Annotated in this window: 13 protein-coding genes and 1 pseudogene; 6 read left to right on the forward strand and 8 right to left on the reverse strand. The window is 40.6% G+C overall.

Annotated elements, in window-relative coordinates; all coding sequences use genetic code 11:
- The first annotated feature begins 1 nt into the window (after nucleotide 1).
- A complete protein-coding gene (yeiB, locus tag LDO51_RS12505; RefSeq protein ID WP_225574813.1) occupies nucleotides 2–1,183 on the forward strand; it encodes a DUF418 domain-containing protein YeiB in 1,182 nt (393 codons plus the stop codon).
- On the opposite strand, the gene sanA is transcribed toward yeiB, so the two are convergent.
- From sanA to LDO51_RS12520, 4 genes and pseudogenes are all read right to left on the reverse strand, one after another.
- Nucleotides 1,180–1,884: an outer membrane permeability protein SanA gene (gene sanA / locus LDO51_RS12510; protein ID WP_225574814.1), complete on the reverse strand. Its 705-nt coding sequence runs from the start codon at nucleotides 1,882–1,884 to the stop codon at nucleotides 1,180–1,182. The genes yeiB and sanA overlap by 4 nt on opposite strands.
- A 202-nt stretch (nucleotides 1,885–2,086) precedes the next feature.
- Nucleotides 2,087–3,205: a hypothetical protein gene (locus LDO51_RS19915; protein ID WP_423810981.1), complete on the reverse strand. Its 1,119-nt coding sequence runs from the start codon at nucleotides 3,203–3,205 to the stop codon at nucleotides 2,087–2,089.
- An 18-nt stretch (nucleotides 3,206–3,223) separates the two neighbouring features.
- A pseudogene (locus tag LDO51_RS19740) lies at nucleotides 3,224–4,105 on the reverse strand (rhomboid family intramembrane serine protease); the annotation flags it as partial.
- 183 nt (nucleotides 4,106–4,288) lie between these two features.
- Complete coding sequence (locus LDO51_RS12520) at nucleotides 4,289–5,986, reverse strand: NAD-dependent malic enzyme (protein WP_224060517.1); 1,698 nt, start codon at nucleotides 5,984–5,986, stop codon at nucleotides 4,289–4,291.
- A gap of 430 nt (nucleotides 5,987–6,416) precedes the next feature.
- Here LDO51_RS12520 and LDO51_RS12525 point away from each other — a divergent pair, with 430 nt between their 5' ends.
- Genes LDO51_RS12525 through LDO51_RS12540 form a run of 4 tightly spaced genes read left to right on the forward strand, consistent with a single transcriptional unit; the run spans nucleotide 6,417 to nucleotide 9,646 of the window.
- The gene (locus LDO51_RS12525) at nucleotides 6,417–7,055 is read left to right on the forward strand and encodes a hypothetical protein (RefSeq protein WP_225574816.1); all 639 of its coding nucleotides are present in this window, start codon (nucleotides 6,417–6,419) and stop codon (nucleotides 7,053–7,055) included.
- Nucleotides 7,055–7,666, forward strand: a complete 612-nt coding sequence (locus tag LDO51_RS12530; protein ID WP_225574817.1) for a hypothetical protein — start codon at nucleotides 7,055–7,057, stop codon at nucleotides 7,664–7,666. Before LDO51_RS12525 ends, LDO51_RS12530 begins: the two co-directional genes overlap by 1 nt.
- Before the next feature lie 26 nt (nucleotides 7,667–7,692).
- Nucleotides 7,693–8,385 carry a hypothetical protein gene (locus LDO51_RS12535; RefSeq protein ID WP_225574818.1) on the forward strand — a complete coding sequence of 231 codons (693 nt, stop codon included), beginning with the start codon at nucleotides 7,693–7,695 and terminating at the stop codon, nucleotides 8,383–8,385.
- A 10-nt stretch (nucleotides 8,386–8,395) separates the two neighbouring features.
- On the forward strand, nucleotides 8,396–9,646 hold the full coding sequence (locus LDO51_RS12540; protein WP_225574819.1) for a serine protease: 1,251 nt from the start codon (nucleotides 8,396–8,398) through the stop codon (nucleotides 9,644–9,646).
- A gap of 136 nt (nucleotides 9,647–9,782) precedes the next feature.
- Here LDO51_RS12540 and cdd read toward each other — a convergent pair whose 3' ends face one another.
- The 4 genes from cdd to metG all read right to left on the reverse strand — a co-directional run bounded on the left by cdd (nucleotide 9,783) and on the right by metG (nucleotide 14,217).
- Nucleotides 9,783–10,679 (reverse strand): cytidine deaminase, encoded by an 897-nt coding sequence (gene cdd, locus LDO51_RS12545; protein WP_225574820.1) that lies wholly within the window; start codon nucleotides 10,677–10,679, stop codon nucleotides 9,783–9,785.
- Between the two features lie 179 nt (nucleotides 10,680–10,858).
- A complete protein-coding gene (locus tag LDO51_RS12550) occupies nucleotides 10,859–11,554 on the reverse strand; it encodes a CidB/LrgB family autolysis modulator (RefSeq protein WP_225574821.1) in 696 nt (231 codons plus the stop codon).
- Complete coding sequence (locus LDO51_RS12555) at nucleotides 11,554–12,021, reverse strand: CidA/LrgA family protein (protein WP_225574822.1); 468 nt, start codon at nucleotides 12,019–12,021, stop codon at nucleotides 11,554–11,556. The genes LDO51_RS12550 and LDO51_RS12555 overlap by 1 nt, the downstream gene beginning before the upstream one ends.
- A gap of 168 nt (nucleotides 12,022–12,189) precedes the next feature.
- A complete protein-coding gene (gene metG / locus LDO51_RS12560; RefSeq protein ID WP_225574823.1) occupies nucleotides 12,190–14,217 on the reverse strand; it encodes a methionine--tRNA ligase in 2,028 nt (675 codons plus the stop codon).
- Nucleotides 14,218–14,455: 238 nt separating this feature from the next.
- Here metG and apbC point away from each other — a divergent pair, with 238 nt between their 5' ends.
- Entirely contained in the window at nucleotides 14,456–15,568 is a 1,113-nt protein-coding gene (gene apbC / locus LDO51_RS12565; RefSeq protein WP_006662269.1) for an iron-sulfur cluster carrier protein ApbC, read from the forward strand.
- Nucleotides 15,569–15,785: the final 217 nt, after the last annotated feature.

The raw sequence follows: 15,785 nt of genomic DNA on the forward strand, positions 1-15,785 counted from the left end.
TATGACCTCCACCGTTTCAGTTGCCCCTAAAAGCCGTATCGGGCAACTTGATACAGTACGTGGCATTGCTATCCTTGGTATTTTATTGCTGAATATCTTTGGATTTGCTTTGCCACAAGCGGCCTATCTTAATCCCTATTACACCCCTGAAGTATCATCCTCTGATGCGGCAGTTTGGGTGTTTTTTAATCTGTTGTTTCAAGGGAAGTTTCTGGGTATTTTTTCCTTACTTTTCGGTGCTACATTAGGCTTACTAAGCTATCGCTCAATATTATGGCAACGTAGCCGACTGATTGTTTTAGCGATTATTGGATTGATTCATGGGATTGGTTTTTGGGATGGGGATATTCTTCTCGCTTATTCCTTGACGGGGCTGATTGCGATAATGGTGCTTCCACACTATGCAGCTTCCACATTATTCAAAATTTCTATTTCTATCTATTTGATTGGTTTAGCTATTCTATTTACTATCGGCAGTAGTGTGGTGGATACCAGTTTTTGGCAGATCACCGCAGACCAAGCATTTCTTGATGCTTGGCAACATCGCATTGGCGGAATGACGGGGATTGCATATCGCGCGGGTGAAGTGGCGATGATGGTTGAGTTGCTGGTGATCCAGTATGGTTGGCAACTGGTTGCAATGATGCTCCTAGGTGCGCTGTTACTGAAAAATGGTTGGTTAAAAGGGCAGTTTACCGAGCAGCATTATCGTCGAATGGGCATTGTATTAATCCTCCCAACCGTGATGATTCAGTCAGTGGCTCTTTATGTTCAAAGCCTTTTGGGTTGGCGCTATTTTGATACCTCGATTGTTGGCTATATCATTAATGAGCTAGCGGTGCCGTTTCAGTCTTTGGGCTATATTGCGCTAATTTATGGCTTTTGGGGGATATTTAGTCGAAGTGTGCTCGCGAAAGCCTTGCAAAATGTTGGGCGGATGGCGCTGAGTAATTACTTACTTCAAACGCTGATTTGTACCACTATTTTTTACCATTTAGGCTATTTTTATCAGTTTACCCGAGTAGAGTTGTTAGCGTTCATTCCACCCATTTGGTGTGCCAATTTACTGTTTTCTTACTGCTGGTTGCGCTTCTTTAACCAAGGGCCAGTGGAATGGTGTTGGCGACAATTGACAGACAAGCTGTTTTATCTTTTAAATCGCTATTCATCATCAGAGTATTAATTGAGTTTATTTAGCTCATCGGGGGTCACTGCAGGGTAGCCCTTTGTGCCATCAGGCATTTTTATTGGAGCAGGAATGGATTCTTGTTCCCCTAAAAATTTTGGTTCGCGCTGGAGAATATAGAGATCAGCAAGTGCACCTAAACGAGCAAACACTTCACGTATCCGCACTTTAAACATGCCTTCCGGGGTAGGTACCGCTAAACATTGAGCATCAATCCCTTTGTGCTTAGCAATAAACAGCGCTCTTTCACAATGAAAACGCTGGGTGATAATGGTGAAGTTATCGGTATCGAACACTTTTTTCGTGCGAACTACGGAGTCTAAGGTTCTAAAACCTGCAAAATCGAGCACAATTTTTGAGGCGGGAACCCCCGCTTTGATGAGGTCTTTACGCATGGCGATAGGCTCATTGTAATTGTGTGCGCCGTTGTCACCGCTCAGGAGTAAATACTTTACTTTGCCACTATGATAGGCATCCGCAGCGCCTTTAATTCGATATGTGTAATAGAGGTTAGTGGCACCGGAGGCATAATATCTAGATGTGCCGAGAACCATCCCAACATCGCGGGCAGGCAGTTGCTCTACATCTTCATAGATATAGGGTGCGGTTTCCCAACTGATCCAGCGGTCGAGTAAAATAACAGTGGCGAAAGCTATCCCTGCCAGTATTAATAGACCATAAAGCAGACGTTTCCTCATGTCCTCGCCTTGAATAATTAATGCCTATAATAATTAGTGGTAACAATTAATAGGCTACTTGACTTAATTTCGTGACGCAAGTCGCGCAACGTAAAATCGTGTCAATATGGCTCATAATGTTTCGGTTGACGATATCCTCTAAGACAATATCGTGTAGGGTAATGGCATCGAATTGAAAAACAATAAGATGCCGTATGTTTGTTTATTCGTTCGGTGTTCCACCAAAACAGAGTAGTGGGCTGATAGTGTTTCTATCGACAGATTTTTGTTTATCAACTACATAAAATGATTTTGGATAAGTCACCACCCAAGCATTATCAGTTTCAGCGACCCCTTGGATATATTCACCGTTTGTTGGGATCGGTAGAACATTCTGAATATTCAATGTGTTGAGGCTGGTGGTGACGAGTGGAACTTGAGCTTCACTAGGGTATTGTGGCAAATAGTAAGCTTGGGTTAACGCCGTATTGATACCATATCGACCATACTGTATATCACTATTATTTCCACACCAATGATATTCCGTGATAGGTGAGGTTGGTGCATTGACATGAGCGAAAACAAAGCGAGTATCTGTCACCATCCAGATGGATTGGCTATCTGGTGTGAAATAAAACTCTCTAACAGAATCATAATAATTCTCTACCGTAAACCAAGGTTTTTCACTAAACGTAAGTGTTTGAGTATCCAACAGATAGGCAGCGTGGGTGACATTATCATACAGCGCTAGATGTTTTTCATCGGGGGAAAGTGCAGCGGGCATCTGAACACCAAAAGCACCTTGATATTCTTGGCTATCAGGGAAGGTAAGCTTTTTCTCGACGGTATTATTTGAAAGGTTAATCACCGCGATACTGTTTTCTACGCCGCTTGTGACAAATGCACGCGGGCTATTTTTCATTACATAAATTTGGCGAGGGAAAAAGCTGGTTTCAATATTGGCTTCTACTTTTTGCGTGTCGATATCAATTACACTCACGCTGTTTGGTTGAAGCGAAGCAACATACAGTTTCTTTCCATCGCTACTAAGCGCCGCACCATAGGCACCCATCCCACGGCAGCGATTAGAGCTACAGCCCGTTTCATTTTTAGGTAATGGAAGCTGAATAGTAAACAGCAGTTTCCAATCATCATTGGCAGAAGAGTAAGCACTAACGAGGTTGGCTTCTTCGTCTGTGATAAAGATTCGCTGGTGGGCATCATCACTGAGAATAAAGCTAGGTTCAATTAATTCAGGGGCTTGAACTCGAATACCAGCAACTTGTTTTTCAGATTGCGCGGCAGGGAGTGAAGCAAGCTCCTTTTCAGCAGCGTGTTCCATCACTCGCTTAGCTTGTTCTGCTTTGGCTGAATTAAGCTCTTTATCCAGTTCTAGGTAGATAAATTTCCGCTCAGCAACAAGATCTTCATCGGTAGAGAATGATTGTTGGTGGATAACGAACGCTAAAATACCCCCCATGATTAACACGACGAGTAAATCTAATACGTATTTTTTGGCAGGAATGAGAACGAAAGCAAAGCCGATTACGGCACCTGCAAGCGCGCCACCAATATGAGCAGCATTATCCACCCCCGATTGCATCCCATTAATTAAGGTCAATGCAATCATGGCAATAATATTATAGAGCGGGCGCTTAAGGGTATCGCGAGCGTCTTTAGTGAGATCAGGATTATTAAGCTGTTTTAAGAGTTCAATCACCGATGCAGCGGCGAGACCCATAATCGCCCCAGACGCGCCCAAACTGACGGTGATATAGACGGTATTATCATTTTGCAGCAGGCTACTCCATGACATCATGTCAAAGCGGCGCATTGCACTGTTTAAGGCTTCTTGATATTGCCAAGCTGCACTGACAAACGACCCGACAATCCCTGCAAATAGGTAGATTGCAAGGTAACGGAATTTACCAAAAGCGCGTTCACATTCAATACCAATAACCAGTAAGGCAAGGGTATTTAGCCCTAAATGTATCCATCCAGAATGTAGCACCATGCTAATCGGATAACGCCACCAATCACCAGTGAGAGAGAGTTGATAGACGCTTGCTCCGAAGAGCAACAAATTGTATTCCTGAGATTCAAGTGGGGCAGCAAAGTTAAGCTGATAAAAATAGACGCCAATGTTAAGAATCGCAATAAACAGCGTGAGTGCTATCGCCCATAGGGAAAACTGACGAGTGTTTTTTTTCGGCGCAGATTCAGGTGGCGTTGATTCAGATATGGTTGGCTCTGACATGAGCGAGTCCTATGTAAACAGGTTATGTTTGCATCTTAGATAACTCTGGCGGCTATCTCAATCGCAAGTTATAGAAACCCGAGACTTTCAGACAATGTTGAAATACAGAAAACAGAGGAAATAAAAAAAGAGCACCGAAGTGCTCTTTAATTAAATAAAAACAATCAATTAGAATGATGTGCGTTTATAGATACGATATTCTGGTTTCCAGAAATTGTGCTCAATCGCTTCATCTAATGCGCTATCTGACGTCATGGTCGCCACGCCTTGAACTTGCGCTTCTTTAGCCACTTGTTTGGCTATCACACGGGAAACATCTTGGATCTCGGATAGCAGTGGTAACAGTGGACCTTCACCCTTTTGTGCCAGTGGTGAGCAGCTTGCTAATGCACGGCTTGCCGCCATCAACATGCCATCGGTCACACGTTTTGCACCGGATGCAATCACGCCTAAACCAATACCAGGGAAGATATAGGAGTTGTTGCATTGTGCGATAGCAAAGACTTTGTCTTTATAAGCCACTGGTGGGAATGGGCTACCTGTGGCCACTAATGCCTGACCTTCTGTCCAGTTGATAATATCTTCTGGGCGCGCTTCAACACGGGATGTCGGGTTAGATAATGGCATCACGATTGGGCGAGGGCAGTGCTTGTGCATCTCTTTGATGATTTCTTCGGTGAATAGACCTGCTTGACCAGAAACACCAATAAGCACTGTTGGCTTCGCATTGCGCACAACATCTAACAGTGAAATAGCGTCACTGTTGACATCCCAATCTTGTAAGTTAGCGCTGTTTTGCGTCAATTTGCTTTGGAAATCCAGCAAGTTAGGTAATTTATCGGTTAGTAATCCGAAACGGTCAACCATGTAGATACGCGCACGCGCTTCTTCATCGCTCAAACCTTCTGATTTCATCTGGGCAATAATTTGCTCTGCAATACCACAGCCCGCTGAACCTGCGCCCAAGAATGTGACGCGTTGGTCGCTCAGTTTGCTACCAGCCGCATGGCTAGCGGCAATTAAGCTACCCAGAGTAACGGAAGCGGTGCCTTGGATATCATCGTTAAAGCAGCAAAGTTCATCGCGATAGCGGTTCAATAATGGCATCGCATTTTTCTGGGCAAAGTCTTCAAATTGCAGCAGCACATTTGGCCAGCGGCGTTTTACGGCTTGGATAAATTCTTCAAGGAACTCATCATATTCTTCGCCAGTAATGCGCGGGTGACGCCAGCCCATATACAGCGGATCATTCAGGCGTTGTGGGTTGTTGGTTCCCACATCAATAACGACTGGCAAGGTATACGCAGGGCTAATACCACCACAGGCTGTATACAGGGATAATTTACCGATTGGAATACCCATACCACCGATACCTTGGTCACCTAAACCAAGAATACGTTCGCCATCTGTCACAACGATAACTTTTACGTTTTGTTTAGTGGCGTTTTGCAGCATGTCATCGATGTATTCACGGTTCGGATAAGAGATAAACAAACCACGTGCACGGCGATAGATATCAGAGAAATGTTCGCAAGCTTCACCCACAGTCGGGGTATAAATGAGCGGCATCACTTCGGTTAAATGTGCATCAATTAGGCGATAAAATAGGGTTTCGTTGGTGTCTTGAATATTACGCAGGTAGATATGCTTATCAATATCTGTTTTAAAATCAATTAATTGGCGATAAGCACGTTCAACTTGTTCTTCAATAGTTTCAACTTGTTCAGGTAGTAAGCCATACAGGTTAAAATTAGCGCGTTCTTCTTCTGTAAAGGCGCTTCCTTTATTCAGTAAAGGAAATTCGAGTAAGATTGGACCAGCATAAGGAATGTATAGGGGACGTTTTGTTTCGTGTTCATGTTCCATGAAATATCACTCTTCGGACGATTAGTAAGCAACAGTCAGGTTAGATCCTAAGCTAAACAAAAAATATGTACAGTAAATAATGCTACAAAACAGTTAAATTTTTTACTGAATATTATGGTTTATATGATAAGGAAATTATCTATAGAAGGGAATTTTAGACGAGGTTTGTTTTACTATTACAACGAGTGGATCACGCTTATTTAAGTTCGCCGATGCTTTTATCACGATATCAATCTTTTCAAGGTAATACGCCTTTTGCTATAGATTAAATTAATTTAATTGTTTAGTGGGAAATCAGTGCTTATGGTGCGATAAGTCAGTAGATGCTGATCCTGCTAAATATATTTTTATATATCATATATTGCTACATGTTTTTAATTCATTTAGGTTTTAAGTTTCTTTTTATAACACTATAAAATTGGCGGTTTTTATGATAAGGAATTTCATATTAATTATTTCTATGCTCTTTCTATGTGCTTGTCATGGTTCAAATGATGCAAATAAAAACCATGTTATTGAACATGGTAATTCCTATGGCGAATATCAAAATAAAGAGCCCTCTAGGTTTCTTATTGCATTACAATTTATGTATCTTGCTGAATTTAAAAAAAGTTCAAGTTTAATGAAAAATTATGATTACAATAAACAGGCTTATGGAAAGATTGTTTATGATTTTCTTAGTTTAAATAAGAAGTGTTTTGATGAAGGCATTGGTTATAAAGAAGCAAGTAAACTTTACTATAATTTACTGGATAGGTCTAACATACCTCATAACGCATGGTTTTTTAGTCATATTTTTAATGCGTTGGATGAGAAAGATAGTGAGATAATATGGAAAGGATATCTATATGCAATAAATAAAGGCGGGAGAAATGAAGAAACAGCAGTATTAATGAAAATATGGTATTCAATGATTAGAGAAGCGACAAATTCATCATCAGAGAAACAAAAGGAAAGTATAGCGTGGTTATCGATAGTGAGAAAAATGTCAGTGATGAATAGTATAGAAAATACAATTAGTGAGATATGGACTAATGCTGTTATTGCTAACATTATGGAGGGAGAGTAATGGGAGTAATATGGTGTCAAAATAAAAAATTATTTTTATGTTTTATTTTGTTATTTTTCTCATTTCAATCTATAGGTGTAGAGCCTAAAAAAGTTAATGTATCTATTTTTAACATAATTATCCTTGAATATATAAGAGTGACGATGGATGAATATAAACAACCATTGTCAAAAGAAAAAATTGATGAAGTCCATTATGAATCAGCATTGGCATATGTGAATTATTTAAAATCTTGGTTTAAATTAAATAAAGGTGTAGAGGTTAGAACGGAAAGAATTAATTTTAACGAGGCTAAAATTATCAATGAAAATGGATTTAAAGCAGCGAAGTTACCCTACGATGCCTGGTTTTTTGCTGATATTTATGATGTTTTTGATGAAAACGAACGAAATAAATTTTGGAGGGAAATGAACTCTAATTCCGAAAGGGAATCCGAGGAGAAAATATTTGTTGATTTGTGGTTTAAAATGAGGACTGAGGCAGAAAGCACTTCAATTGAAAAACGTAAAAAAAGCCAGCGATGGTTAAAGAGAATGAGGAAAATCCCCCTAGTTATTGAAATTGAGAAAACCATGACGATGGTTGAAGATAGTTTTCGTTATAAAAAATAAGTTTTTGAAAAAGTTGGAGACGTAATATGCCAATGAAATTTATTTTTTCTATATTTATATTATTAGTTTCAACTCTATCAATAGCAGATAATCGCCCCAGTTTTGTTTGTGGAAAATTTAGCGATACAGTCATTGAAGTTCCTAGCAACTATGTCTATTCCTTCGCGGAATATGAAGGTTATAGTTATTTCGATCCAAGATTCTTAGAAAATAAAAAAGGTTGCGATGCAAATTTTCGAGTTTTGCCATTAGTAATGAGTTGGCCTGAAATGAAGCCTTTTAATAAAAATGAAAATGGAAAAAATAAAAAACTTAGATTTTCTATAGAACCAATCGATGGTGATCATAAAGGTTATTTTGAGTATAAACGATATATTTATATTGAAAGAGGAGAGGAAAAGATTAAAGGGGATGTTTCATATGATGAAAAGCTAAATCTATATTTCAATGAAGTAAAGCTAAAGAAGATGAATAAGTATATTGATCCTGAAAATGACAAGTATGGTTATTATTGGAGGGTAAGTAATGATGAGATAAGTGATTTTTTTGATTGTTTATGGATCCCTTTAGATGGCAGATATAGTCAATGTGATGGATCTTTCCTGATTCCAAAACTAGGAATTAAAGTTGAAGTCATTATAAAAATTGAAGATTTAGTTATTTGGAATGAAATAAAGAGCGATGTTGTTCACTTTATTTACAAGCATATAAAACGATAGGGGTTTGCATATGAATAATGAAGTCAATAGACAAGGAAGTGTAACATTAACGTGGACTGATACATCCAAAGCTTTAAAAATTTTAATTTTAACTAAAAGACCTGAATTAATGTATGAGTACTTTGCTAGTAAAGGTGACCGATATGCATTACTAGCAAATAGTGTTGTCAAAGGTGATTCTTTTTCAGGTAAATTTGCATTGAACTACTTAGAAGAAGTTATAATTGAAAATGGTCAAATATGCAATGAGACTAAACTTGAAAAATACGTTTTGATATGGCTTATGCTTATATATGAACAAAGGAGTAGACTTAAAAATGGTGTTACAGAGATAACAGGTGATATTAATTATAAAGAAGCAATGGCATTTCATGAGCGTGTTTTTAAAAAATACAAATTACCTGCGGAAGCATGGACTTTACAACCTGTTTTTAATGTCATCCCTGATGAAAAGGATAGAGAGGTATACTGGCAAAAAGCGCTGGATGCTGTAGGCGATACGGAAAAGGAGGCCGAATTAAGTTTAAGCACTATGAATATTATGTTTGAAAGTTTATATGATGCGCCTGCAAATAAACAATTGCAAACCCATCGCTGGATGAGAAGAGTGATAGACATAGACAATGCAGTAGATACCGTGACATTAACTTTTAAAAAAACGTATGATTTTTTTGAGCCGCCTTCACTAAGAATCGATCTTAATGAAGCTCTAGCATTAGCATATGAAACGGGAAATCCATTAATTGATAGAGGAACTAATCGACTATCATTTTGGGATTACCCATCTGAAAACATTAATAAATATTCAATACAGACTGATTGGGTTGGACAAACGGATTTTGAGCACAAAGATCGCCTTTCTGAATATTACCTTGAACGCCCTGCCTATATATTGCCTGAAACCGGATTATTTGATTCTCCATCGGTCAATTACAGCCCCAATGTTAATAAACACAATGCCATGATAGATGATGTTATTGGCAACATTCCTTTTGCTGGCTATTCCAATAATCATTCACCATTTGAAATAACGGCTTCAGAACACCGAGGATACCCAGTGAGTGTATATAGACCAAATGATTTTCAAATAGGTGAATGCCAGATGGATCGAACTGTTGATACCTTAAGAGACCACATGTCCTCCATAAATCACTCATCAAGCTCGTTTGATAGGGATTTTAGAATACCGCAAGTACCAAGTATTCCTGAATTTAACTACAGTGGTGGCTATAGCAGCTCATCATCCAGATTTTCATTTTAATTTTATTAACACTCAATAACGTTTTAATAAAAAACGGCAGTTATTGAAGTTGATAAACTCACAATAACCGCCGTTGTAATTGTAATTTTGAAATATTTAATCTGGTTTCAATTAAATATGATTCAAAAAATAACGTTTAAATGGACCCATCTAAATAAATGCGTTCCACTTTTTGGCAACCTAACGCGTGCAAGGTATTTTCTGTTGTACACCACTGCTGCACCGTTGCATCTTGCTTTTCCACTAACACTGCTTGCTCGATAGCATGAATATCTTTACCCGCTAAATTCACCATAATTAGTGCCGCTTGTAATGGTGGTAAGCTTGGGTTAAACGCAGCATTTTCCGCGTAACGGCCTGTAAATAATGAGCCATCTTTTAACTGCACGGCAATACCAGAATGAGATTCACTGTATGGTGCGTGAGATTGGTTTGCAGCTTCAACCGCAGCGGATAGCAGTCTATCGCGGCTTTGATTTTGATAACCATGATCCACACTGTCGAGCAGCAATGTGGTGATATTCAGATCTGATGGACCGAATGAATCAGGCAAATAGTCATGAAGTGTCGCGGCTTGGCGTTTTGGTAAATGCACCATAATCTTACCGCCTTCACGCAGCTCATTCATAAATTGTCGGCAGTGACCGCAAGGTGTGTAGTTGACGGTAATAGAGGTTAATTGCTTTTCGCCTTTTAACCACGCATGGGTAATGGCACATTGTTCTGCATGGATAGTTTGACCAATAGAAACATGGTTAAATTCCATATTTGCGCCGAAATAGAGATTACCGCTGATACCGCAAGCGATTGCGCCTACATTAAAGCGAGAAATTGGTGTGACAGCGTAAGCCGCTGCGAAAGGTAATAATGAAAAAGCGAGTTCACTGTCCGTGCATCCACTCTCAGCTTTAATCTGCTTTACTTGCTCAGCGGTTAACATGGCTGAGAAATCAGGTTTGTCCATAATAGGTTTTAGGACAGACTGTAACTTTTCTGGAAGTTCGGCCCAAGCGGCCTTGAATCTTGAATGCATAAGTAACCCTCCCTATTTAATTGTTTTCATTCTATTCAATTAATAGGGGGATTGGATGTGATCGAGATCACTTCACGGGTGCAATCAATGAAACAAATTCATTAAATGAGAGATGTATCTCAAGTTTTTAAACTAAAATTTGCATAAGAGAGGTAAATAACCTCTCTTATTGATTCAGTTTAGCTAAATAAGTGAAGAATGACAGGAAAAATAAAAGGTGCAATTAAAGATGTTATTACCCCGCAGGTCATTAATGCTAATGAACTGTAAGCCCCTTCAATGTAGTTAACTTCTGCACAACGTGCCGTTCCCAAGGCATGAGAAGCGGTACCCATCGCCAAACCTCGTGATGCGTGGGTGCGAATACGCAAAACATCGAATAGGCTGTGACCAAACATCGCCCCTAAAATCCCGACAAAAAGGACACAAGCGGCGCTGATCGCGGGTATGCCTCCGACTGAATCGGCAACGGCCATGGCTATCGGTGTTGTCACTGATTTAGGTAATATTGAGCCTGCAATATCCGGTGTTGCCCCTAGCCACAATGCAATAGCAGCGCCCGTAAACATCGCTACAATACTGCCAGCAAAACAGATACTAAATAGGGATTTCCATTGCGCTCTAATTTGGTGCATTTGCTCGTAGAGCGGAAAGGCGAGGGCGACGACAGCCGGTTGCAATAAATCATTGAGGATTTTACTGCCCGCAAAATAGTGTTCATAAGAGGTGTTCGTCAGGATCAGTAGCGGAATAATAATCGCGATAGTTAATAATAATGGATTCAGAATGGGTAATTTGCACTTGATCGATAGCGCTCTTGCCAAGTAGAAAATAACGATAGTTAATGGCAGTGACCACCAAATATGTTCTAACATCACTCTTTCCCCTTGGTTTTATCATTATTGATGGTTGAAGAAATGGGTTCTTCAGGAGGAAGAGGAACTTCATCAGGCTTCACACCTACAATTGGGCGTTCTTTATGGATATAGTTTGAGCTGACCGCAACAACAATCATGACAATGAGTGTGCTGGCAATGCAAGAGACGACAATTGGGATCATCTGTTGGCTGAGCAAATCATAATAGTTCATAATTCCCACACCGATGGGAACGAATAAAATCGTCATGTTTTTCAGCAGGATGCTACATCCAGGTTTTGCCCAGTGAGCAGGGATTACCTGCAATGCTAGCAAGACAAACAGCAGTAACATACCGACAATACTGCCGGGAATGGAAAAAGGAAGCAGTGTGGAAATCACATTTCCGATGATCAGGCAGAGGTAAAGTATTGCGAAGGCTCGCAAATATTGCCATACGGTGTTCAATACTTGTTTTAATGACATGGGACTTGTCCTATTACTCGACAGGCATTCATCATACAATTAACTTGAAAATTGTGCCATAGATCACAAATAAAAACCCATAAAAAAACGGAGCTCACTAAAGTGGCTCCGTTTGGTACTGATATAGGCTAAGTTTATTGCTCAATTACCCGAGCGACAATCAATGGCTTATTTAACTTGCATACCTGGTTGTGCACCATTATCTGGGCTCAGTAGGTAAATATCTTTACCACCAGGGCCTGCTGCCATCACCATACCTTCGGAGATACCAAAGCGCATTTTACGTGGTGCAAGGTTTGCCACCATTACGGTTAAACGACCTTCCAAGACTTTTGGATCTGGATAAGCGCTACGGATACCGGAGAATACTTGGCGAGTTTCACCGCCGATATCTAACTGTAATTTCAGTAGCTTATCTGAGCCTTCAACGAAGTCTGCTTGTTTGATCAGCGCAATGCGCAAGTCAATTTTAGCAAAATCATCGAATGTGATGGTCTCTTGAATAGGATCATCCGCTAGAGGGCCTGTCAGTTGTTTAACTGGCTGAGCACTTTGTTTGGACGCTTCTACCATTGCTTCCGCTTTTGCTAATTCGATGCGGTTAAATAACGCTTTAAATGGCGCTACGTCATGGTTCAGTAATGGCGTATTGATGGAATCCCACGTTAATTCAACTTTCAGGAACTCTTCCACGCGCTTGGTTAAGCTTGGCAGAATTGGTTTCAAGTAAGTCATTAGTACGCGGAATAAGTTGATACCCATTGAGCAGATATCTTGCAGTTCTTGGTCTTTACCTTCTTGTTTCGCAACGACCCAAGGTGCTTTCTCATCCACATAGCGGTTTGCAATATCCGCTAATGCCATAATTTCACGCACGGCTTTGCCATATTCACGGTTAGTGAAATCGTCACCGATCACTTTTGCCGCATCAACAAATTGTTGGTATAGCGCGGGTTCTGCTAAGTTTGCGGATAATTTTCCAGCAAAACGTTTTGCAATAAAGCCTGCGTTACGTGAGGCTAAGTTCACCACTTTGTTAACAATATCGCTGTTCACACGCTGTACAAAATCTTCTAAATTCAAGTCGATATCGTCGATGCGTGAAGAGAGTTTAGCTGCATAGTAATAACGTAGGCAGTCAGCATCGAAATGATCTAAATAAGCGCGAGCGGTAATAAATGTGCCGCGAGACTTAGACATTTTTGCACCATTAACGGTGACATAACCGTGAACAAACAGGTTGGTTGGTTTACGGTAGTTGCTGCCTTCTAACATGGCTGGCCAGAATAGGCTGTGGAAATAGACGATATCTTTACCGATAAAGTGGTAAAGATCCGCTTTGGAATCTTTATTCCAAAATTCATCAAAGTTTAAATCGCTGCGTTTGTCACACAGGTTTTTAAATGAGCCCATATAGCCGATTGGCGCATCCAGCCAAACGTAGAAATATTTACCCGGCGCATCTGGAATTTCAAAGCCGAAATACGGGGAATCACGGGTGATATCCCACTGTTGTAAGCCAGATTCAAACCATTCTTGCATTTTGTTAGCCACTTGCTCTTGCAGTGCGCCAGAGCGAGTCCATGCTTGTAGCATGTCGCTAAATGCAGGTAAATCAAAGAAAAAGTGTTCAGTTTCACGGATAACTGGCGTTGCACCTGAAACCACCGAACGTGGGTTAATCAGGTCTGTTGGGCTATAGGTTGCGCTACAAACTTCACAGTTATCGCCGTATTGATCTTCTGCTTTACATTTCGGACAAGTCCCTTTTACGAAACGGTCAGGCAGGAACATGCCTTTTTCTGGGTCGTAAAGCTGTGAAATGGTTTTGTTCTTAATAAAACCATTATTTTTTAACTTGCCGTAAATCAGTTCAGATAACTGTTTGTTCTCTTCGCTATGGGTTGAGTGGTAGTTATCGTAGCTAATCTGGAAGCCTGCAAAATCGTCCTGATGCTCTTGGTTCATTGCCGCGATCATTTCTTCAGGCGTAATACATAATTGCTGAGCTTTTAGCATGATCGGTGTTCCGTGCGCGTCGTCAGCACAGATGAAATGAACCTCTTTGCCGCGCATTCGCTGATAACGGACCCAAATATCAGCCTGAATGTGCTCCAGAATATGACCGAGATGGATTGAACCGTTAGCATATGGTAACGCACAGGTTACCAGTAATTTATTCGCGACTTGAGACATAGTAACTTTCTTACTTCCATTATTAATAAAGGGTCTTTGATGTTAACCGATCAATAAAAATGTCGCTAGGGCAATAAAATATTAATCGGCAATTATTAGGAAAAAACGCTAGGTGGAAACAAATTTTTACTGTTTGTGGTTTTTCATTCGCTAGGCGGTCACTATTTTTTTCGTTCTCTGCTATCATGCAACGTAGTCAAAAATGTGTAGTTACAAAAAAGAAAATTAAGGAGCCGGGATGAACGATAAATCCCCCGAGCAGAACAAACCAGAACTGCTGACTGAACAAGTCTCCACTGTTTTGGCTTCATTTACACACCCAACTCTCAAGCGCAATCTGATTTCAATCAAAGCATTGCATCGTTGTGCGTTGTTGGACAATGTGTTGCATGTCGAATTAGTTATGCCATTTGTCTGGAAAGGCCCATTCCAAACGCTGATCAGCGAAAAAACCGCTGAATTAAAGCAATTGACGGGTGCTCACGCCGTAGAATGGAAATTACGCCACGATATTACCACTTTGAAGCGTGCAAACGATTTACCGGGCATCAATGGTGTGCGTAATATTCTTGCGGTGAGTTCAGGTAAAGGGGGTGTAGGTAAATCCAGTACTTCCGTGAACTTAGCGTTAGCATTGGCGCAAGAAGGCGCAAAAGTCGGTATCCTCGATGCGGATATCTACGGTCCTTCAATTCCGAATATGCTGGGAACGACACTGGAGCGCCCAACATCTCCAGATGGTCAGCACATGGCACCGATTATGGCGTATGGCTTAGCTACTAACTCCATTGGTTACTTAGTCACTGATGACAACGCGATGGTATGGCGTGGTCCGATGGCGAGTAAAGCTTTGATGCAGATGCTGCAAGATACGCTATGGCCAGATCTGGATTATCTCGTTATCGATATGCCACCGGGAACGGGGGATATCCAACTGACTCTGTCACAAAATATTCCAGTGACAGGCGCAGTCGTTGTGACCACGCCGCAAGATATTGCTTTAGTGGATGCGATGAAAGGGATTGTTATGTTCAAAAAAGTGAACGTACCAGTGCTGGGTGTTGTTGAAAACATGAGTGCGCATATTTGTAGTAATTGTGGTCATGTGGAGCCTATTTTCGGTACCGGTGGTGCAGAAAAACTGGCTGAGAAATACAATACCAAACTGTTAGGTCAGGTTCCGCTGCATATTTCATTACGTGAAGACTTAGACCGTGGTCAGCCGACCGTAATGCGCGACCCTGAAGGCGAATTTGCTGATATCTATCGCGAAATTGCGTCTAACATCTCAGCATTGATGTATTGGGAAGGGGATAAAATCCCGACTGAGATCTCTTTTCGCGCCGTGTAATTAAATGGCATCGATAAAGGCTATTTGGTCAGTAATGACTAAGTAGCCTTTTTTATTGGCATAAAATCTGGTTCTTTGATTGTTCTGATTTCTTCTCAAACTGTTCCTTTATTGGTATAGGCTGCGTAGAATGTTGCATAAGTGAATTTCCTAGCCTGAAAATTAACGATATAGAAAATTCAGTCTTTATTCCGTTGGCGAATGCCTAAAAGGTGAT

The organism is Providencia alcalifaciens (assembly GCF_020271745.1).
Taxonomy (GTDB): Bacteria; Pseudomonadota; Gammaproteobacteria; order Enterobacterales; family Enterobacteriaceae; genus Providencia; species Providencia alcalifaciens_B.